Origin of the sequence: Asanoa sp. WMMD1127 (assembly GCF_029626225.1) — a bacterium.
Lineage (GTDB): Bacteria > Actinomycetota > Actinomycetes > Mycobacteriales > Micromonosporaceae > Asanoa.
Window position 1 is genome coordinate 5,515,323 of sequence record NZ_JARUBP010000001.1, and the last position, 17,615, is coordinate 5,532,937.

At 72.0% G+C, this 17,615-nt stretch carries 16 protein-coding genes and 1 riboswitch; of the genes, 9 read left to right on the top strand and 7 right to left on the bottom strand.

Annotation, left to right across the window (positions count from 1 at the left end):
- Window positions 1-232: 232 nt before the first annotated feature.
- Together O7635_RS26275 and O7635_RS26280 are read left to right on the top strand one after the other, a co-directional pair.
- Window positions 233-817: a hypothetical protein gene (locus tag O7635_RS26275; protein WP_278083144.1), complete on the top strand. Its 585-nt coding sequence runs from the start codon at window positions 233-235 to the stop codon at window positions 815-817.
- Window positions 818-1,303: 486 nt separating this feature from the next.
- Window positions 1,304-1,516, top strand: a complete 213-nt coding sequence (locus tag O7635_RS26280) for a hypothetical protein (RefSeq protein WP_278083145.1) — start codon at window positions 1,304-1,306, stop codon at window positions 1,514-1,516.
- An 80-nt stretch (window positions 1,517-1,596) separates the two neighbouring features.
- Here the strand turns inward: O7635_RS26280 and O7635_RS26285 are convergent, their stop codons facing one another.
- Window positions 1,597-2,403 (bottom strand): siderophore-interacting protein, encoded by an 807-nt coding sequence (locus tag O7635_RS26285; protein WP_278083146.1) that lies wholly within the window; start codon window positions 2,401-2,403, stop codon window positions 1,597-1,599.
- Window positions 2,404-2,491: 88 nt separating this feature from the next.
- On the opposite strand from O7635_RS26285, the gene O7635_RS26290 reads away from it, so the two are divergent.
- From O7635_RS26290 to O7635_RS26305, 4 genes are all read left to right on the top strand, one after another.
- Window positions 2,492-3,925, top strand: coding sequence for an alpha-amylase family protein (locus O7635_RS26290; RefSeq protein WP_278083147.1), 1,434 nt, complete (start codon window positions 2,492-2,494; stop codon window positions 3,923-3,925).
- A 71-nt stretch (window positions 3,926-3,996) separates the two neighbouring features.
- On the top strand, window positions 3,997-5,541 hold the full coding sequence (locus O7635_RS26295) for a GH25 family lysozyme (protein ID WP_278083148.1): 1,545 nt from the start codon (window positions 3,997-3,999) through the stop codon (window positions 5,539-5,541).
- A gap of 24 nt (window positions 5,542-5,565) precedes the next feature.
- Window positions 5,566-5,952, top strand: a complete 387-nt coding sequence (locus O7635_RS26300; RefSeq protein WP_278083149.1) for a VOC family protein — start codon at window positions 5,566-5,568, stop codon at window positions 5,950-5,952.
- Window positions 5,953-5,970: 18 nt separating this feature from the next.
- The gene (locus tag O7635_RS26305; RefSeq protein ID WP_278083150.1) at window positions 5,971-6,486 is read left to right on the top strand and encodes a hypothetical protein; all 516 of its coding nucleotides are present in this window, start codon (window positions 5,971-5,973) and stop codon (window positions 6,484-6,486) included.
- Between the two features lie 89 nt (window positions 6,487-6,575).
- Here the strand turns inward: O7635_RS26305 and O7635_RS26310 are convergent, their stop codons facing one another.
- From O7635_RS26310 to O7635_RS26320, 3 genes are all read right to left on the bottom strand, one after another.
- A complete protein-coding gene (locus tag O7635_RS26310) occupies window positions 6,576-7,094 on the bottom strand; it encodes an SRPBCC family protein (protein WP_278083151.1) in 519 nt (172 codons plus the stop codon).
- The gene (locus O7635_RS26315; RefSeq protein ID WP_278083152.1) at window positions 7,091-7,432 is read right to left on the bottom strand and encodes a metalloregulator ArsR/SmtB family transcription factor; all 342 of its coding nucleotides are present in this window, start codon (window positions 7,430-7,432) and stop codon (window positions 7,091-7,093) included. The genes O7635_RS26310 and O7635_RS26315 overlap by 4 nt, the downstream gene beginning before the upstream one ends.
- Before the next feature lie 182 nt (window positions 7,433-7,614).
- The gene (locus O7635_RS26320) at window positions 7,615-8,784 is read right to left on the bottom strand and encodes an MFS transporter (RefSeq protein ID WP_278083153.1); all 1,170 of its coding nucleotides are present in this window, start codon (window positions 8,782-8,784) and stop codon (window positions 7,615-7,617) included.
- Between the two features lie 69 nt (window positions 8,785-8,853).
- Between O7635_RS26320 and O7635_RS26325 the strand changes: the two genes are divergently transcribed.
- From O7635_RS26325 to O7635_RS26335, 3 genes are all read left to right on the top strand, one after another.
- On the top strand, window positions 8,854-9,444 hold the full coding sequence (locus O7635_RS26325; protein WP_278083154.1) for an ABATE domain-containing protein: 591 nt from the start codon (window positions 8,854-8,856) through the stop codon (window positions 9,442-9,444).
- Window positions 9,445-9,515: 71 nt separating this feature from the next.
- A riboswitch (cobalamin riboswitch) is annotated at window positions 9,516-9,725 on the top strand.
- Between the two features lie 118 nt (window positions 9,726-9,843).
- Entirely contained in the window at window positions 9,844-12,201 is a 2,358-nt protein-coding gene (locus O7635_RS26330) for a ribonucleoside-diphosphate reductase subunit alpha (protein ID WP_278083155.1), read from the top strand.
- The gene (locus tag O7635_RS26335) at window positions 12,198-13,196 is read left to right on the top strand and encodes a ribonucleotide-diphosphate reductase subunit beta (protein ID WP_278083156.1); all 999 of its coding nucleotides are present in this window, start codon (window positions 12,198-12,200) and stop codon (window positions 13,194-13,196) included. The genes O7635_RS26330 and O7635_RS26335 overlap by 4 nt, the downstream gene beginning before the upstream one ends.
- A 45-nt stretch (window positions 13,197-13,241) precedes the next feature.
- Here the strand turns inward: O7635_RS26335 and O7635_RS26340 are convergent, their stop codons facing one another.
- The 3 genes from O7635_RS26340 to O7635_RS26350 form a co-directional block, all read right to left on the bottom strand.
- Window positions 13,242-13,622, bottom strand: a complete 381-nt coding sequence (locus O7635_RS26340) for an Imm1 family immunity protein (protein ID WP_278083157.1) — start codon at window positions 13,620-13,622, stop codon at window positions 13,242-13,244.
- Window positions 13,623-13,743: 121 nt separating this feature from the next.
- Window positions 13,744-16,317 (bottom strand): DUF4062 domain-containing protein, encoded by a 2,574-nt coding sequence (locus tag O7635_RS26345; RefSeq protein WP_278083158.1) that lies wholly within the window; start codon window positions 16,315-16,317, stop codon window positions 13,744-13,746.
- Window positions 16,318-16,393: 76 nt separating this feature from the next.
- Window positions 16,394-17,608 carry an alpha-hydroxy acid oxidase gene (locus O7635_RS26350; RefSeq protein WP_278083159.1) on the bottom strand — a complete coding sequence of 405 codons (1,215 nt, stop codon included), beginning with the start codon at window positions 17,606-17,608 and terminating at the stop codon, window positions 16,394-16,396.
- Window positions 17,609-17,615: the final 7 nt, after the last annotated feature.

Below are 17,615 nucleotides of genomic sequence, written 5' to 3' on the forward strand. Positions count from 1 at the left end.
GTTCGTGGCCATATCGTGGTGGAGTCAGCTTTGCTGCTAGACGGTCGGACACATCGCCAACGATAGGTAGGGTGCCGGTTGCCTCATCGGACGATGATCCGCGATCCTGCGCATGGTTCAATCGGGCATGGTCCAACCCGCGCTGTGGTTCCGAGCTGATCTAGGTGAGGATCCGGCTTCCACCGCTGTGGTCAGGTACTTAAGTAGTTTCGAGGACCTATGGCGGTACTCGATGCTGCTGGAGGCCTTGAAGCGGGAGGATGAATCATCTATTGGCCTTCGCGATCGTCTACAACGGGCCCACGAAGAGTCGATCGCGGCGGAGGGGAGCCTGTATGCGGCTACCGTCCGGGACCGGATTGTCGAAGAGTTCCACATCGTGCTAGATCAGTTACTGCCGGTCCCCGGGGTTCGAAAGCTGAAGATCGCTAGTCCGCTTGAGACGATGATCGTTTCCTTGGCCGGCGCATCGGAACCGTTCGCATGGGTCTTGGCTGGCCTGTGGAGCATCGAACGGGTGATGAAGAATTTAATGGAGTGGCAACGGCATCGCGCTGACATGAACGATCGGTCGACTGCTCCGACTGGTTCCCCGTCCGCGGCTGGACCAACTGGGCGCGAGGCAGGCGAGATCGCGATCTGGCTTAGCCAGGACATGGCGAGTGGTGAGTCGGGTGTGCGTGTCGCTCCGCTACGGGCCGATCAGCGACGGGCGGAGCAGGCAATCTGGAACCTCGCTCTTGTTCCAGTGGTTCAAGTAGCCGTTGTCGATGCGACCCGGACCGATGCGGATGGAGCGGGTGACGCTCACGCTTGACGTTTACCAGTGCTTCCGATGACATGGGTCAACTGGTCTTGGGAACGTGGTGAGGCTCAATGGGACAGGAGGGGGATCTGTGCTCGCCGCCGCCAGGCTGGTAGCCGTTTGCTTGCACGGCCGGGTTGCAACGCACCGATTGGCCGCACCGTGCGAGATCCGTTAAGGCGCAGCGGTTCGGGCGGAAGGCTGCCGAACGATCGGCTTCAGCCTTTCGCTCATTGACTACGACTAGGTCTTCGCCTACGCCCGAGTGCGGCCAGTCCAGCGCGAACACCACCCACTCCCGGCCGGCCGGAACACGTGGTAAGTGTTGTAGCCTTCCGGCGTGGCGCCGCGGTAGGTCGCCAATTGGCGGAAGTGCTCGGGCCCGAACACGTTGCCGGCGAGCACGCTGTACGGGGTACGCCGCCGGTCCAGGATCGTGAAGACCTCGCCGGCCGCAGTGAGCCGCGGTCCGTGTCGAACAGATACTGGGTGTCCGGGATGACGGCGAGGGTGAACCTCGGCTGCTCCGGGTCCGGCCGGCCGCCCTTGCCGGCCGCCGTCCCGCCGCTGCCCTGGGCGCTCGCAGGCGCCGGGACGAACGCGCCGATCGCCGTGCCGGCGCCCACCAGACCGGCGCCGGCCAGCACGCTGCGCCGGCTCGGTGTCAGTTCCATGATCACTCCTCGTTCGCGGATGGTCCGCGCCCAGTAGGCGCGCGGACCGCGAACAGTGATCATGTTGACGGGCGAACGGCGACCGAATACGCCGTGAACCTCGGCCCGGGGCCGGGCTCAGTCGATCTGGCCGATCGGGTCGCGCTTCTCGGCCTGGAACGCGTCCTCGGTGCGGCCGCGGGCCCAGTAGCCGGAGATGGAGATCGCCTCGCGCGGTACGCCACGGTCCCGCAGCACGCCGCGGATCGCCTTGACCGACTCCCGCTCGCCGTGCGCGAAGACCTGCACCGGCCCGCCCGGCCAGTGCGCGCCGTCGACGGCGCGGGCCAGGAACGCGATGTCGTCGGGGTCCGGGTTGACCAGCCAGTCGACGGTCACGTGCTCCGGGCGTTCGAGGTCGATGATGTCGGCGTCGCCGTTGACCTCGAGGTGCGCGACGCCGCGCGCGTCGCCCGGCAGCGCCTCCAGCGACCGCGCGATCGCCGGCAGCGCGGAGAGGTCGCCCGCGAACACGTGCCACGGCACCGCCGGGTCGGGCGCGTAGGCCCCGCCCGGCCCGGACAGCACGAGCCGGTCGCCGGGGTTGGCCTTCATCGCCCAGGGCGCGGCCACTCCGGTGTCACCGTGGGTCACGAAGTCGATGGCCAGCCGGCGTGCCTCCTGGTCGAACCACCGCACCGTGTACGTGCGTACGACGGGAGCCTGGCCGGTTTCCCGCAGCGCGGCGAGGTCGTAGGGCGGCTCCAGGCCGAGCGCGGGGTCGACGAACATGAGCTTCACGTAGGCGTCGGTGCAGCCGTTGTCGGCGAACTCGGCCAGTGACTCGCCCGTCGCGACGACCCGCACGAGGTGTGGCGTCAGCTCCTTGGTCGACTCCACGGTCAGCACGTGCTGCCGGCGGCCCCGCCGCTGAGATGTTTCCATGGGAACTTAGGTTACCCTCAGGCCCAGCGGCCGGACCGGGAGCTGCGTACCATCGACAACGGTGACTGTCGATGTGTGGAGGTTCGCGATGAGGCGACTCGCCCTGGCCGTGGTGACGATGGTCGCCGCGTCGTTGCTCGTGGCGTCCGGTGGCCCCGCGGCCGCGGCGCCGGCCGGCCCGCGAAGGGTGATCGCCAACCTGTTCGAGTGGAACTGGACCTCGGTGGCCAACGAGTGCACGTCCTTCCTCGGGCCGCGCGGCTACGGCTGGGTCCAGGTCTCGCCGCCGCAGGAGCACGTGCGCGGCCAGGAGTGGTGGGTGGCCTACCAGCCGGTGAGCTACCGGATCGAGTCGCGCAAGGGCACCCGGGCCCAGTTCGCCGCGATGGTCACCGCGTGCCACAACGCCGGGGTCAAGGTGATCGTCGACGCCGTCGTCAACCACATGGCCAACGAGGACAAGACGGGGCCGGGCTGGGCCGGTTCGGCGTGGAGCCACTACAACTACCCGGGCGTCTACCAGACGCAGGACTTCCACCACTGCGGGCGCAACGGCGACGACGACATCCGCAACTACAACGACCGCTACGAGGTGCAGCACTGCGAGCTGGTCAACCTGGCGGACCTCGACACCGGCGCCAGCTATGTGCGGGGGCGGCTCGCGGCGTACCTCAACGACCTGTTGTCCCTCGGCGTCGACGGCTTCCGGATGGACGCCAGCAAGCACATGCCGGCGGCCGACATCGCCAACATCAGGTCCCGGCTGTCCCGCCCGGCATATCTCGTGCAGGAGGTCATCCACGGCGCCGGCGAGCCGATCACGCCGGGCGAATACACGGGCAACGGCGACGTCCACGAGTTCCGGTTCGGCAAGGACCTCGCCCGGATGTTCCGCAACGAGCGGCTGGCCTACCTGCGCGACTTCGGCGAGGCGTGGGGCTACCTGCCGTCCGGCTCCGCGGTCTCGTTCGTAGACAACCACGACACGCAGCGCGACGTCGCCGGTGTGCTGACCTACCGCGACAACGGCAGCTACGCGCTCGCCAACGCGTTCATGCTCGCCTGGCCCTACGGTTCGCCGACCGTGATGTCCAGTTACGAGTTCAGCTCGCGCGACCAGGGGCCGCCGTCGGACAGCTCCGGCCGCACCAGCAACGCGACCTGCTTCTCCGGTGGGTGGCGCTGCGAGCACCGGTGGCAGGTGATCGCCAACATGGTCGGCTTCCGCAACGCGGTCGAGGGCACGCCGGTCGTCAACTGGTACGACAACGGCAACAACCACATCGCGTTCGGGCGCGGCTCGGCCGGCTACCTGACGATCAACGACGAGGATGGCGCGGTCAACGGCCGGTCGTACGACTCGAACCTGCCCGCCGGCCGCTACTGCGACGTGATCCACGGCGAGCGCTCCGGGTCGGGCTGCACCGGCCCGGTGATCACAGTGGACAGCGGCGGCTGGTTCAGCGCCAACGTCGCCGCGCACGACGCCGTGGCGATCCACATCGGAGCGCGGCTGCCCTGAGTCGGCGACCCGACCGCAGCGGTGGTTGAGGTTCCCGCCGGCGGGGAGGACCCTGTCCCCAGGAGGCGGCCATGGCTCGGCGACGGTGGGCGACACTGCTGGTGGTGACGATGGTGGCGGCCGGCCTGTCGGCGGTCGCCACGCCGGCGCGGGCGATCCCGCCGCCGCCCGGCTACGCGATCCGCGGCGTCGACGTGTCCTACTTCCAGGGGCCGGCCCTCGACTGGGCGGTGCTGGCCCAGGGCGGCACGAGGTTCGCCTACATCCGGGTCAGCGAGCAGGACGGGCGCGCCCTGCCCAACAACAACCCGGACCCGTTCTTCGCGACGAACTGGGCGGGCGCGCGGGCCAACGGCGTCTACGCCGGGGCGTACCACCGGGCCCGTCCGGGTCTGACGACCGGCAGGCAGCAGGCCGACGTGCTGCTCGACCTGGCGCCGCACCCCGCCGACGGGCTGACCCTGCCGCCGATGCTCGACATCGAGTGGCCGCGACCCGAGTGGGGCCTGGGCGACTGCTACAACCTGACGCCGGCGCAGATGGTGGCCTGGATCCAGGACTTCGTCGACGAGGTCGCGGTCCGCACCGGCCGCCAGGCGATGATCTACACGAACACCAACTGGTGGAACGCGTGCACGGGCAGCAGCACCCGGTTCGCGGCGAACCCGCTGTTCCTCGCCAACTATTCCCAGAACCCGCCGCCGCTGCCGGCCGGCTGGCCGTCGTTCACCATGTGGCAGCACGCGGCCGGCGAGTCGATCCCCGGGTCCGACTGGGCGTCGCCCGACCTCGACGTGTTCCAGGGCGACTACGCCGCCCTGGCCCGGCTGGTCGGTGGGCCGGCGACCGCGCTGCTGGCCAACGTCAACAACCGCTACGTCACCGCGGAGAACGCCGGCGCGGCGCCGCTGGTCGCCAACCGCGCCGCGATCGGGCCGTGGGAGCAGTTCGACCGCATCGACCTCAGCGGCGGCTTCGTGGCGCTGCGGGCCCGGGTCAACGGCCGGTTCGTCACCGCGGAAAACGCCGGCGCGGCGCCGCTGGTCGCCAACCGCGCCACGATCGGGCCGTGGGAGAGGTTCCAGCTCGTCACCAACGCCGACGGGACGGTCAGCCTCCGGGCGGCCGTCAACAACCTGTTCGTCACCGCCGAGGACGCGGGCCGGTCCGCCCTCATCGCCAACCGGGCCGCCGTCGGCCGGTGGGAGAAGTTCCGTCTCGCCCGGCCGGCGCCGCTGGTCAACCTGTTGGCCGGCGTCAACCGGCGCTACGTCAGCGCGGCCGCCACCGGCCTGATCGCCAACCGCGCCGTGGTCGCCCGCACGGAACAGTTCGACCAGGTCGACGCGGGCGGCGGGATGGTCGCGTTCCGGGCGCGGAGCAACGGCCTCTTCGTCACCGCCGAGGACGCCGGCCGATCGCCGCTGGTCGCCAACCGCACGGCGGTGGGGCGCTGGGAGAAGTTCACGCCCGTCACCAACGCCGACGGCACGGTCAGCCTGCGGGCCAACGTCAACAACCGCTACGTCACGGCCGAGGACCGCGGCGCCGCGCCCCTGATCGCCAACCGCACAGCCATCGGCCCGTGGGAGAAGTTCTTCCGGCTGGTGACCTGACCGCGCGGCGGGTATGAGTGGACCATGGCCCACCGCAGCAGGCTCTCCACGATCCTCATCGACGCACCCACGGCCGAGGCCCCCGCGGCCGCCGGTTTCTGGTCACAGGCACTCGGTGTCCCGGCGCGCCCGGAACCCGACGAGCCCCAGTTCACCGCGCTCGACGGCGCGCTGCCCGACCACGTCCTGGCGGTGCAGTCGGTCGACGACGAGCCCCGCTTCCACGTCGACATCGAAACCGACGACGTCGAGGCGGAGACGGCGCGCCTCGTCGCCCTGGGCGCGGTCGAGGTGAACCGCTGGCTGGAGTGCCGGATCCTCCGAGCGCCGGGCGGCCACCTCCTCTGCGTCATCCCACGCCACAGCGACCCGGAAACCTTCGCCCGCCTGTCCCGGGAGTGGCCCGGCTAGACATGCGACCATTCATGGATGGACGTCGCAGTGGTCCGGTTCACCCTCCGCAGCGTCGTCGGTCTGGTCGGCGTGGCGTTGGTGCTGGCGGTTGCGGTGCGCTGGTCGCCACGCGCGGATCACGCCGCGGTCGCGGCGTGGCGGCCGCCGGTCGGCTACGCCCTGGCCGAGACGGTGCCGTTGAGTGGCGATCGGGCGTTGCGGCTCTGGACCGGACCCAACGGTTGGCAGGTCGAGAGCCTCGTGGCGGGTCGCAGCGAGTCCGCGGTCGGTGCCGCCGGCGGCGTCGACCAGTTCGCGGTCAGCGAGGTCCTCGGCGGCTTCGTCGGGACCGTCCCGACGCGCGGCTGCCGAGCCGCCCTGATCCGCGACGCGGGCGGCATCGCCGTCCGCGCCGACCTCCACGACGGATTCTTCCTGGTCGCGGCGGAGGCGTTCGCCGCCACCGGCGACGCGCTGCTGGTCACGCCGCTCGACGCTGCCGGCCGGCCCCTGGCCGGCGAGACCGTCACACCGATCGCCGGTCGCCCCTGAGGCGCCGCTGGCGGCGTCAGTTTGCTCTGCAGCCGGATACGCAACACCCTCCGCCGCAGGCGTTGCGTATCCGGCTGCAGAGCAAGGGCCTACTGGTAAGCCGGCGCCAGCTCCCCGTAGAGCCGGCCCCAGGCCGGGATCTCCTCGGCCGCCAGATGCGCGCCCAGCCGGTCCAGGAAGGCGTGCGTGCCCGGGATGAAGCCCTGGGCGTTGCGCACGCTCAGCCCGCGGTGGGTGAAGACCAGCACGGTCCCGTCGCCGTCCTCGGTCAGCTCGTAGCGGACCACGCCGTCCTCGACGATGCGCTGCCGCCACTCGTGCTCGAGGACGGCCGTCCGCGCGCCGGCGCCCGTCGGCGGCTGCCAGGTCAGGATCCGCCCGGTCATCTCCTTGGCCTCGGGCGCGGCCGGCGGGTCGTCGGGCATCATCGTGATCGTGCCGCCCGGGCGGGCGTCGATCGTGGTCGCGCCGAACCAGATCGCGCGCTCGGCGGGGTCGGTGATCGCGGCCCACACCGCATCGATGGGGTACGGCAGTCGGCGCCGGAACGTCATCGTCGCGGTCTCGCCGCGCACGTCGAGGTGGCCCAGGCGGTCGTCAGTGCTCATCGGTCGGTCGTTCCTTCGGCTCGGGCGAGGTTCGCGGTGCGGTTGGCGAGGTGCGTCTCCACCGCGTCCAGATGGCGGGCCCAGTGCTCGCGGTAGCGGGCCAGCCAGTCGTCCACTTCGGACAGCGGCTCGGTGCGCAGGGTGTAGATCCGCCGCTGCGCCTGCGCCCGCACGTCGACCAGGCCGACCTCGCGCAGCACCCGCAGGTGGCGGGAGATCGCCGGCTGGGTCAGCGCCGGGAAGGCGGCCACGAGGTCGCCGGCGGGCCGCGCGCCGCCGGTCAGCAGGTCGAGCATGGCCCGGCGGGTTGGGTCCGCCAGCGCGGTGAAGACGTCCACGCCGCTATATTACGCACGACTCATATAAACGCAAGCTCATACAGCAACCCCTGGGCGCCAGCGACTTCGAGCTGCGGGTGGGCGGCGCGGGGATCGAGGGCTCGTTCGCGCTGACGGTCGGCGCGCGGTGAACGCGTACCTGGAGATGTGGGGTCCCACCGGCCCGTTCCTTCGAATGCCCGCTAGGCCGGCGCCGCACACCTTGCGAGCCGGTGCGGCGCGGGCAGCACGCGCTCGGTCAGCGCGAGCGCCAGCGCGGCCAGGCCGAGCAGCGCGCCGATCAGCACCGTGCTCCGCACGCCGTGCCCCGGCAGCACCAGACCGCCCAGGAAGGCGCCGGCGGTGATGCCGACGTTGACCGCGGCGGACAGGGTCGCCGCGGCCAGGTCCGAGCGCCCGGGCGCCACCCGCAGCACCAGGCCGCCGAGCGACGCGGTGAACGCGGCGAACGCGAACCCGGCCAGGGCGAGCAGCCCGACCGCCGCGACGGGGTGCCCGCCCAGCGCGTACAGGCCGAGCAACGCCGCCGCCTGCACCGCGACCGTGCCGACCAGCGCCCGCCACGGGTCACGGTCGACCACCGCGCCCACGGCGACGATGCCGAGCACGCTGGCGATGCCGCGCACGAGGAGGATGGCGCCGACGGACGCCGCGGCGAACCCGCTGACATCGGTGACGAACAAGGCGACATAGGTGTACGCGGCGATCGCGCCCGCGGTCGTCAGCGCGGCGACGCCCACGAGCAGCCAGAAGCGGCGCGTGTCGGGTGTGGACCCGCGGGCGGCGTGGCCCTCGTCGGGCCGGGTCGATGGCAGCAGGGCGGCCACCACGAGCAGCACCACGGCGCCGAGCGCGGCCACCGCGAGCTGTGCGGCGCGCCAGCCGGCCCGCTCGCCCAACCAGGTGCCGGCGGGCACGCCCACGACCAGGGCGACGTTGCCGCCGGCGAACACCGTGGCGACCGCCCGGCCGCGCAGCCCGGGCCGGAACAGCTCCGCCGCGGCCGGCACCACCACCGCCCAGAACAGCGCATGGGTGGCCGCGGTCGCCATCCGGGCCGCCAGCACGAGCGCATAGCTGCTCGCGAACGCGGTCGCCGCCACGCTGACGACGAACCCCGCCAGCAGCGCGGAGAGCAACAGCCGGCGCGGCACCCGCCGGGCGAGCGCCGTCAGCGGGATCGAGCCGACGACGACCACCGCCCCGTACGCGGTGACCAGCGTGCCCACCTGCGACGGCGAAAGCCCCAGGTCGGCTGCCATCGGCAGCATCAGGCCGACCGGCAGCGCCTCGGCCGTGGTGTAGAGGAACGTCCCGCCGGCCAGGCCGACGAGCGCGCCAACCGCTCGCATGTTTCCCCCTAACCGAGCTTTGATGGCAACAATCTAGCGTCCCGCCCGTTTCTGGTAAAGTGCGTTTCGATGGAAACAGTGCAGCGGATGCGTCTGGTGGGCGGCAACCTGGCGCTCGACTTCGTCAACACCCGCAGCGGCCCGCCCGACGGGCCGGCCGACGACGACGTGCTGACCGGCCATCCCGAGCTGGTCGCCTGGGGCGTCTACGCCGGCGCCCTCACCGCCCACGAGGCGACGGCGCTCGACCGCACGCGCGGCACGCGGGCCGCGTTCGCGCGCGCCCGGCGCACCCGCGACTACCTCGACGACCTGTTCCGCGGCGTCGCCGCCGGCCGCGACCCCGACGCCGACCTGCTGGCCCGGCTGGGCGACGACGCGGCCGAGGCGCTCGCCCACGCGACGCTCGAGCCCGCCTACGTCTGGTCCTGGCGCGGAGACCGCACGCCGGCTCGCCCCCTGCGCCCGGTGGTGCACGCCGCGGTCGAGCTGCTCACGGCGGGCCCACTCGACCGCGTCAAGGCCTGCGGCGGCTGCCGCTTCCTCTTCCTCGACGAGAGCAAGAACCGCAGCCGCCGCTGGTGCAGCATGGACGACTGCGGCACGGCCGAGAAGATCCGCCGCTACGTCGACAACCGCCGCGCGCGCGCCGCGACCTGACGGGTGTGGCGGGCGACACGCGACACGCCGACACACCATCTGGTGTTGCCTAAACACAGGGGCACCCATATATGGTGTCTCCCGCAGCTGGTTCGGCCGTCCTCACCAGACGGCCGAGGCAAGAGGGAACCCGGTGCGATTCCGGGGCTGCCCCGCAGCGGTGAGTGGGAACGACCGCCGTCAACGAAGCACTGGGCCCGGGCCCGGGAAGCGACGGCCACTAGGCGACCGTGAGGTCACGCCCACGAGTCCGAAGACCTGCCAGCGCGCCGCACGCCGCCCGGCGTGCGGCGGTCGAAGGCCGCGCGGGACGGCCGACGCCACGGCCGGCACACGCGTGCGCCGGCGGCGTCGCCCTGCGCGCCCGACGACCCTCGGTGTTGGCGTGAGGAGGGGGACATGACGGTCACGCAGGAGCAGGCCGCCGCGGTGCCGGAGCAGCGGCGGCACGTGATGCAGGTGCGCAAGCGCAACGGCGACCTGGAGCCGGTCGACGTCAACAAGATCGTGCGAGCGGTCGAGCGGTGGGTGGGCGACCTCGACGAGGTCGACCCGCTGCGGGTGGCGACCCGGACCATCAGCGGCCTCTACGACGGCGCCACCACCGCCGAGCTCGACAAGCTGTCGATCCAGACGGCGGCGGAGCTGATCGGCGAGGAGCCGCAATACTCCCGGCTCGCCGCGCGCCTGCTGTCGGCCTATGTGGACAAAGAGGTACGCGGCCAGGGCGTCGCGAGCTTCAGCCAGTCGATCCGGTACGCGTACGACCAGGGTCTGATCAGCGACGAGACCGCCGCGTTCGTGGCCCGCAACGCCCGCAAGCTCGACGACGCCGTCGACCCGGCCGGAGACCTGCGGTTCGAGTACTTCGGCCTGCGCACGGTGGCCGACCGTTACCTGCTGCGCCACCCGGAGAGCCGGCTCGTGGTGGAGACGCCGCAGTTCTGGCTGCTGCGGGTCGCGTGTGGACTGTCGAAGACCCCGGCCGAGGCCATCGGTTTCTACCGCCTGATGTCCAGCCTGGCCTACCTGCCCAGCTCGCCGACCCTGTTCAACTCCGGCACCCGGCACACCCAGATGTCGTCGTGCTTCCTGGTCGACTCGCCGCGCGACGAGCTGGACTCCATCTACGAGCGCTACCACCAGGTCGCCAAGCTGTCGAAGTTCTCCGGCGGCATCGGCATCTCGTGGAGCAGGATCCGGGGCCGGGGCGCGCTGATCCGCGGCACCAACGGCAAGTCCAACGGCATCGTGCCCTTCCTCAAGACCCTGGACGCCGGCGTGGCCGCGGTCAACCAGGGCGGCCGGCGCAAGGGCGCCGCCTGCGTCTATCTGGAGCCGTGGCATCCCGACGTCGAGGAGTTCCTGGAGCTGCGCGACAACACGGGCGAGGACTCCCGACGGACGCACAACCTCAACCTGGCCAACTGGATCCCCGACGAGTTCATGCGCCGGGTCGAGGCCGACGAGGATTGGTCGCTGGTCGACCCGTCCGACGCGCCGGAGCTGCCGGACCTCTACGGCGAGGCGTTCGACGAGGCCTACCGGGCCGCCGAGAAGAAGGCGGTCAGGACCGTCAAGGCCCGGGACCTCTACGGCCGGATGATGCGCACGCTCGCGCAGACCGGCAACGGCTGGATGACGTTCAAGGACCCGGCGAACCGGCTCTCCAACCAGACCGGCGCGCCCGGCAACACCATCCACCTGTCCAACCTGTGCACCGAGATCCTCGAGGTGAACTCCGACGACGAGACGGCGGTCTGCAACCTCGGCTCCGTCAACCTCGCCGCACACGTCACCGCCGACGGCATCGACTGGGCGAAGCTGCGGGCGACCGTGCGCACCGCCGTGGTGTTCCTCGACCGGGTCATCGACATCAACTACTACCCGTCGGCGCAGGCGGCCGCGTCCAACCCCCGCTGGCGGCCGGTCGGGCTCGGGCTGATGGGCCTGCAGGACGCGTTCTTCACGCTGCGGATGCCGTTCGACTCCGACGGGGCGCGGGAGCTGTCGACGCGCGTACAGGAGGAGATCTTCCTGACCGCGCTGGAGACCTCGGCGGGGCTCGCCGAGTCGTTCGGCCCGCACCCGGCGTTCGCGGAGACCCGGGCGGCGGGCGGCGACCTGCACCCGGACCTGTGGGGCGCGACGCCCGCGCAGACCGCGCGGTGGGACGCGCTGCGGACCCGGGTCGCCGCGCACGGGCTGCGCAACTCGCTCCTCGTGGCGATCGCCCCGACGGCGACCATCGCGTCGATCGCCGGCTGCTACGAGTGCATCGAGCCGCAGGTCTCCAACCTGTTCAAACGCGAGACCATGTCCGGCGAGTTCCTGCAGATCAACAACTATCTGGTACGCGAGCTGAAGGCGCTGGGGATGTGGACCGCGCCGGTGCGCGAGGAGATCAAGCGGTCCGAGGGATCGGTGCAGGGCATCGACTCCTTGCCGGCCGACCTGCGCGACCTGTTCCGCACCGCCTGGGAACTGCCGCAGCGGGCGCTGATCGACCTCGCCGCGGCCCGAGCGCCCTATGTGGACCAGTCGCAGTCGCTGAACCTGTTCCTCAGCGCGCCCACCATCGGCAAGCTCTCCTCGATGTACCTCTACGCCTGGAAGGCCGGCCTCAAGACCACCTACTACCTGCGGTCGCGTCCCGCGACCCGGATCCAGCAGGCGACCGTGGCCATCACGCCGCTCGCGGCGGACGCCGTCGCCTGCTCCCTGGAGAACCCCGAAAGCTGCGAGGCCTGCCAATGACCCTGCTCGACCCCGGACTCGACCTGACGCTGCGCCCGATGCGCTACCCGGCGTTCTTCGAGCGGTTCAAGGACGCCATCAAGAACACGTGGACCGTCGAGGAGGTCGACCTGCACTCCGACCTCGCCGACCTGGCCCGGCTCTCGCCGGCCGAGCAGCACCTGGTCTCGCGGCTGGTCGCGTTCTTCGCCACCGGCGACACGATCGTGGCCAACAACCTGGTGCTCAACCTCTATCAGCACGTCAACTCGCCCGAGGGCCGGCTCTACCTGTCACGCCAGCTGTTCGAGGAGGCCGTGCACGTCCAGTTCTATCTCAACCTGCTCGACACCTACGTGCCCGACGAACAGCAGCGCTTCGCGGCGTTCGCCGCCGTGGAGAACATCCCGTCGATCCGGCGCAAGGCGGAGTTCTGCTTCAAGTGGATCGACTCGATCTTCGAGCTGCGCGAGCTGCGGACGCGCGACGACCGGCGGGCCTTCCTGCTCAACCTGATCTGCTTCGCCGCGTGCATCGAGGGCCTGTTCTTCTACGGCGCCTTCGCGTATGTCTATTTCCTGCGCTCGCGTGGGCTCCTGCACGGTTTGGCCTCGGGCACCAACTGGGTGTTCCGCGACGAGTCCATGCACATGGCGTTCGCGTTCGACGTGGTCGAGACGGTCCGGCGGGAGGAGCCGGACCTGTTCGACGCCGACCTGGCGAAGCAGGTCACCGCGATGGTGACGGAGGCGGTCGACTGCGAGGCCCAGTTCGCGGAGGATCTGCTGGAGCAGGGCGTCAGCGGTCTGTCGCTTGTGGACATGCGGTCCTATCTGGAGCACGTCGCGGACCGCCGGCTGGCCATGCTCGGCATCGATCCGGTGTACGGGAGCCGGAACCCGTTCGCCTTCATGGAGCTCCAGGACGTGCAGGAGCTGTCGAACTTCTTCGAGCGGCGGGTCTCCGCCTACCAGGTCGGCGTCACCGGCACGGTCAGCTTCGACGACGACTTCTGACGGACCGGCCCGGGACGGCGGTGGGCGCCGCCGTCCCGGCCGCCGTCAGCCGGTGCGCCACTCCAGGTCGGGATGCGGCCGGCCGGCCGCCATGAACTCCCGCACCGCGGCCAGCGCGGTCTCCTCGTCGACGACGTCCTCGGGAGCGAACGAACGCGAACGCCCGTCCACCATCAGCTCGACCGGCGCGCTGCCCTCACCTCCGGCCCGCGGCCGCTGCAACACGACCCGGTCCTCGTGGTCGAGCGCCCCGACATAGACGTGAAAGACTCCGAGCCCACCACCGACCGCGATGTACGCGCCCGCCGTGTCCTCGACGGTCAGCTCGGTGTGCCGCCGCTGATCGAGCGCCCGCAACGCGGCCACCACGTCCTCGATCGCCGGTGACGCGATGACCACGGACTGCGTAGGCCCGGGTTCACGCACGTCGTATTCCAATCGCAGACCGGTGTCCGGGTTGACCGCCGGTCCGTCAAGTTGATCGTCGCCCACGTCAAGGCAAGCGCCCACCACCCCTGATCTGTCACCGCCGGCGCCGTGGGCCCGATCACGGGACGCCGTTGGCCGCGGCGACCGCGTCCGGGCGGTTGAGGGCCGTGCCCTTCGCGAACACTCTGTTGAACGTGGCCGCGCCCAGCGCCTCCCGGAGCCGGGTCGCCAGCTCGGCCTCGGGCCGGCGCAACGAGGGCCAGACCCGCAGTCCGGCCCGGCGGCGCAAACCGTCGGCCGCCCCGGCCAGCAGCGCCGACCGTTCGGCGTCACCCTCCACGAAGGACAGTTGCGCGAACATGGCCAGGCACAGCGTCACCAGCTGGGTGCTGTAGGCGGCGAGGCTGAGGTCGAGCCCTTCGGCGAACAGCGCGCGGGCGTCCGGCAACCGGCCCCGCGCAAGCGCCAGCGTGCCGAGCAGGATCTGGGACGTGGCGGCCAGCCACGGGTTGTCCAGCTCGACCGCCAGGTCGTGGGCGGCCCGCAGGTGCGCCAGCGCGTCGTCGTGGCGGCCGGTCGTGGTCTCCAGGGAGCCGGCGGTGAGCGCGGCCGACGCCGTACCCAGGGGCTCGTCCTGGCGCCGGAACTCCTCGATCGCGGCCAGGGCCTCGCGGAGCGCGCCGTCCACGTCGGCGACCATCGTCGAGGTCCAGGCCATCGCCAGCAGGCCCGCCGCGTGCAGGTACGGGTCGTCGAAGCCGGACAGCAGCGGCTCCAGCCGGCGCCGGGCCGCCAGCGCCGACTCGTCGTCGCCGGTCTCCCGCGCGGTGACGGCCGCCGTCCACAGCAGCTCGGCCCGGGCGTGAACGTCCAGCGTGTCCGCCGTCGGCATCAGCTGGTCGATCCAGGACCGGGCCTCACCGAGATGGTCCCGCTGCGACCAGAAGGGCCACAGCACGCGGAACAGGTGGGGCAGCGGCCGCTGGTCGTGGGCCAGGTACCAGCGCACGGCGGCGGCCAGGTTGCCCGCCTCGAGCTGCAGCCGCTCGACCCATTCGCGCTGCCCGGCGCCGCGCAGTGACCGGTCGGCCAGCAGCGCCATCGCCTCGAAGTGGTCGGCGTGCCGCCGCCGGATCGCGGGCTCGTCGGGCCGCTCCGCGAGCCGCTCGGCGACGAACGCGCGGATCGTCTCCAGCATCCGGCAGCGGGTGCCGAGCTCGGTGTGCTCGAGCTGGATCAGGCTGTGCCGCAGCAGCGCGTCGGTCAGGTCGAGCGTCCGGTCCTCGTCGAGCCCGGCGACGTCGGCCACGGCGGGGATGCTCCAGCCGTCGACGAACGCCGCCGCGATCTCCAGCAGCGACCGCTCCGCCTCGTCGAGCAGGTCCACGCTCCACCGCACCGTGGCGCGCAACGTGCGCTGCCGCTGCGGCAGGTCCACCGCCCCGGAGCCCAGCGCGTCCAGCGACGTGCCCAGCCGGCGCAACAACATGACCGGATCGAGCGTCCGGGTACGCGCGGCGGCGAGCTCGATCGCCAACGGCAGCCCCTCCAACCGCCGGCAGATCTCGGCCACCGTCTCGGCGTTGCGCTCGGTGAGGGCGAAGTCGTAGCGGGCCGCCCGCGCCCGGTCGACGAACAGCGCCACGGCCGGCGTCGCCGCCAGCTCCGCGAGCGACATCGTCGCGGGGTCGGCCGGCAGCGGCAGTGGCGACACGGGATATTCCCGCTCGGCCCGCAGCTCCAGCACCGTCCGGCTCGTCGTCAGCAGGGTCACGCCGGGGCACCGCGTCAGCAGTTCCCCGAGGTCGTCGGCCGCCCCGACCACCTGTTCGAGGTTGTCCACGATGAGCAGCCACCGCTCGTCGCCGAGCCGGCCGCAGATCGCGTCCAACGGCACGTCGGTGCCGGCCAGATCGGCGCCGACCTGGCGAGCGATGACGGCGAGCACCTGCTCGGGCACGGTCACGCCGGCCAGCGGCACGAACACGACGCCGGCCGGGAACCGGTCGCGGACCCGCTCGCCGACCGCGATGGCCAGCCGCGTCTTGCCGACCCCACCCGGCCCGGTCAGCGTCACCAGGCGGGTGTCCGGCTCGCCGACGAGCGCGCTCACCTCGTCGATGGCCCGCTCGCGCCCGATCAGCGAGGTCCGGGCGGCCGGCAGCGGCTCCGGTCCGCGTACCCCCGCTGTGGGGGCCGGCGTGGCCGCGGCGAACCGCTCGCTGAGCAGCATCGCGAGGTCGTCGCGGACGAGCTGGTGGAGCTCGGCGGCGTCGCGGAACGGTCGGTACGACAGCTGGCCCTCGGCGCGCATCCGGGCGATCAGCTCGGTGAGCCTGGGCTCCCGGTCCGGCGCGGGCTCCTTGACGTAGACGAGCCGCGGCAGCGACCGGGCCAGCACGAACTCGTCCTCCAGGCCCGAGATGTCCATGCCGGGGCCCATCCAGCCGTACTCCTGCCAGTAGAGCCCGACGAAGATGTCGCTCTGCGCCAGATATGCCCGGTAGACGGCCCGGGGCGGGTGGGGGCGGGCGCCGAGCTCGAACATCACCGGCGTGAGCCGCAGCGCCTGGATGGCCTGGGCGACGACCTCCCGCTCTGGGGCGAGCTCGCGCAGCGTCGAGCTGACGAACACCCGCAGCCGCTGGTCCGGGGTACGGATCGTCGACCGAGGGCGCGGGGTGGGCTCCACCGCCCCAGTCTCGTGCGGATGGCCGGGTCGCGGGTCGGGGTCGCCGGATCGCGGTGGCGGTGGGGCGGTAGTGGCCCTAGGGTCGCAGGCGCACGCAGCCGGGCTCGAGGTCGCCGATGGAGAGGGCGCCGAGCAGAGCGAGCGTACGGCGCATGTCGGCCCGCAGGAGCTCCAGCGCTCTGGTGACGCCGGCCTCGCCGCCGGCCATCAGCCCGTAGAGGTACGCCCGGCCGACCAGGCCGGCCCGGGCGCCGAGCCCGACCGCGGCTATCACGTCGGCGCCGTCGAGGACGCCACCGTCGACGTAGACCTCCGCCCGGTCGCCGACCGCCTCGACCACCGCGGGCAGCTCCTCGAGCGGTGTCACGGCCCGGTCGAGCTGGCGGCCGCCGTGGTTGGAGACGACGACCGCGTCCGCGCCCGCGTCGACCACGATGCGCGCGTCGGCCGCGCCCTGCACGCCCTTGACGACCAGCGGACCCTTCCAGACGTCGCGCAGCCACTCGAGGTCGGCCGGCGTGGCGCGCGGGTCGAACACCCGGTCGACCAGGTCGGCCAGCGCGCCGTCGGTGCTCGTCAACGACGCGAACCGCAGTGGCGGCGTGGTCAACAGGTGGAACCACCAGCTCGGGTGGCGGGCCATGCCGGCCAAGGTCCGCAGGGTCAGGTCGGGCGGGATGGTCAGCCCGTTGCGCACGTCGCGCAGGCGGGCGCCGGAGACCGGAGTGTCCACGGTGAGCATCAGCGCGCGATAGCCACTGGCCGCGGCCCGGGCCACCAGGTCCTTGGTGGCGCCGCGGTCCTGCCAGAGATAGAGCTGGAACCAGCGGTCGCCACCGGACCCGTCGAGCCCTTCCGGCGGAACCGTGCCCATGGTGGACAGTGTGTAGGGGACACCGGCGGCCGCGGCCGCCGCGGCGACCGCGTGCTCGCCCTCGTGGTGCATCATCCGGGTGAAGCCGGTCGGCGCGAGCACCAGCGGCATCGTGGCGGGCCGGCCGAGCAGCGTGGTGGCGAGGTCCGGGTCGGAGACGTCGCGCAGCACCCGCGGCCGGAACTCGACGCGGGCGAAGGCCGCCCGGCTGCGCGCGAGGCTGATCTCGCCTTCAGCGGCTCCGTCGACGTAGTCGAAGACCGCCCGGGGCGTGTGCCGGCGGGCGATCAGCCGCAGGTCGGCGACGCTGGCGGCGCGGCGCACGCGGGCCGCCCGCCGCCAGGCCGGCGTCTCGATCCGCACCAGCGGCCGGAGGTCGGACCAGCGCGGGAGCTGTCGCGGCACGTGTCGAGACACCCCCTGG

Coding starts and splice junctions, on each gene's coding strand:
- O7635_RS26275 (WP_278083144.1), top strand. CDS start 233: ATGCTGCTGGAGGCCTTGAAGCGGGAGGATGAATCATCTATTGGCCTT.
- O7635_RS26280 (WP_278083145.1), top strand. CDS start 1,304: ATGACGGCGAGGGTGAACCTCGGCTGCTCCGGGTCCGGCCGGCCGCCC.
- O7635_RS26285 (WP_278083146.1), bottom strand. CDS start 2,403: ATGGAAACATCTCAGCGGCGGGGCCGCCGGCAGCACGTGCTGACCGTG.
- O7635_RS26290 (WP_278083147.1), top strand. CDS start 2,492: ATGAGGCGACTCGCCCTGGCCGTGGTGACGATGGTCGCCGCGTCGTTG.
- O7635_RS26295 (WP_278083148.1), top strand. CDS start 3,997: ATGGCTCGGCGACGGTGGGCGACACTGCTGGTGGTGACGATGGTGGCG.
- O7635_RS26300 (WP_278083149.1), top strand. CDS start 5,566: ATGGCCCACCGCAGCAGGCTCTCCACGATCCTCATCGACGCACCCACG.
- O7635_RS26305 (WP_278083150.1), top strand. CDS start 5,971: ATGGACGTCGCAGTGGTCCGGTTCACCCTCCGCAGCGTCGTCGGTCTG.
- O7635_RS26310 (WP_278083151.1), bottom strand. CDS start 7,094: ATGAGCACTGACGACCGCCTGGGCCACCTCGACGTGCGCGGCGAGACC.
- O7635_RS26320 (WP_278083153.1), bottom strand. CDS start 8,784: ATGCGAGCGGTTGGCGCGCTCGTCGGCCTGGCCGGCGGGACGTTCCTC.
- O7635_RS26325 (WP_278083154.1), top strand. CDS start 8,854: ATGGAAACAGTGCAGCGGATGCGTCTGGTGGGCGGCAACCTGGCGCTC.
- O7635_RS26330 (WP_278083155.1), top strand. CDS start 9,844: ATGACGGTCACGCAGGAGCAGGCCGCCGCGGTGCCGGAGCAGCGGCGG.
- O7635_RS26335 (WP_278083156.1), top strand. CDS start 12,198: ATGACCCTGCTCGACCCCGGACTCGACCTGACGCTGCGCCCGATGCGC.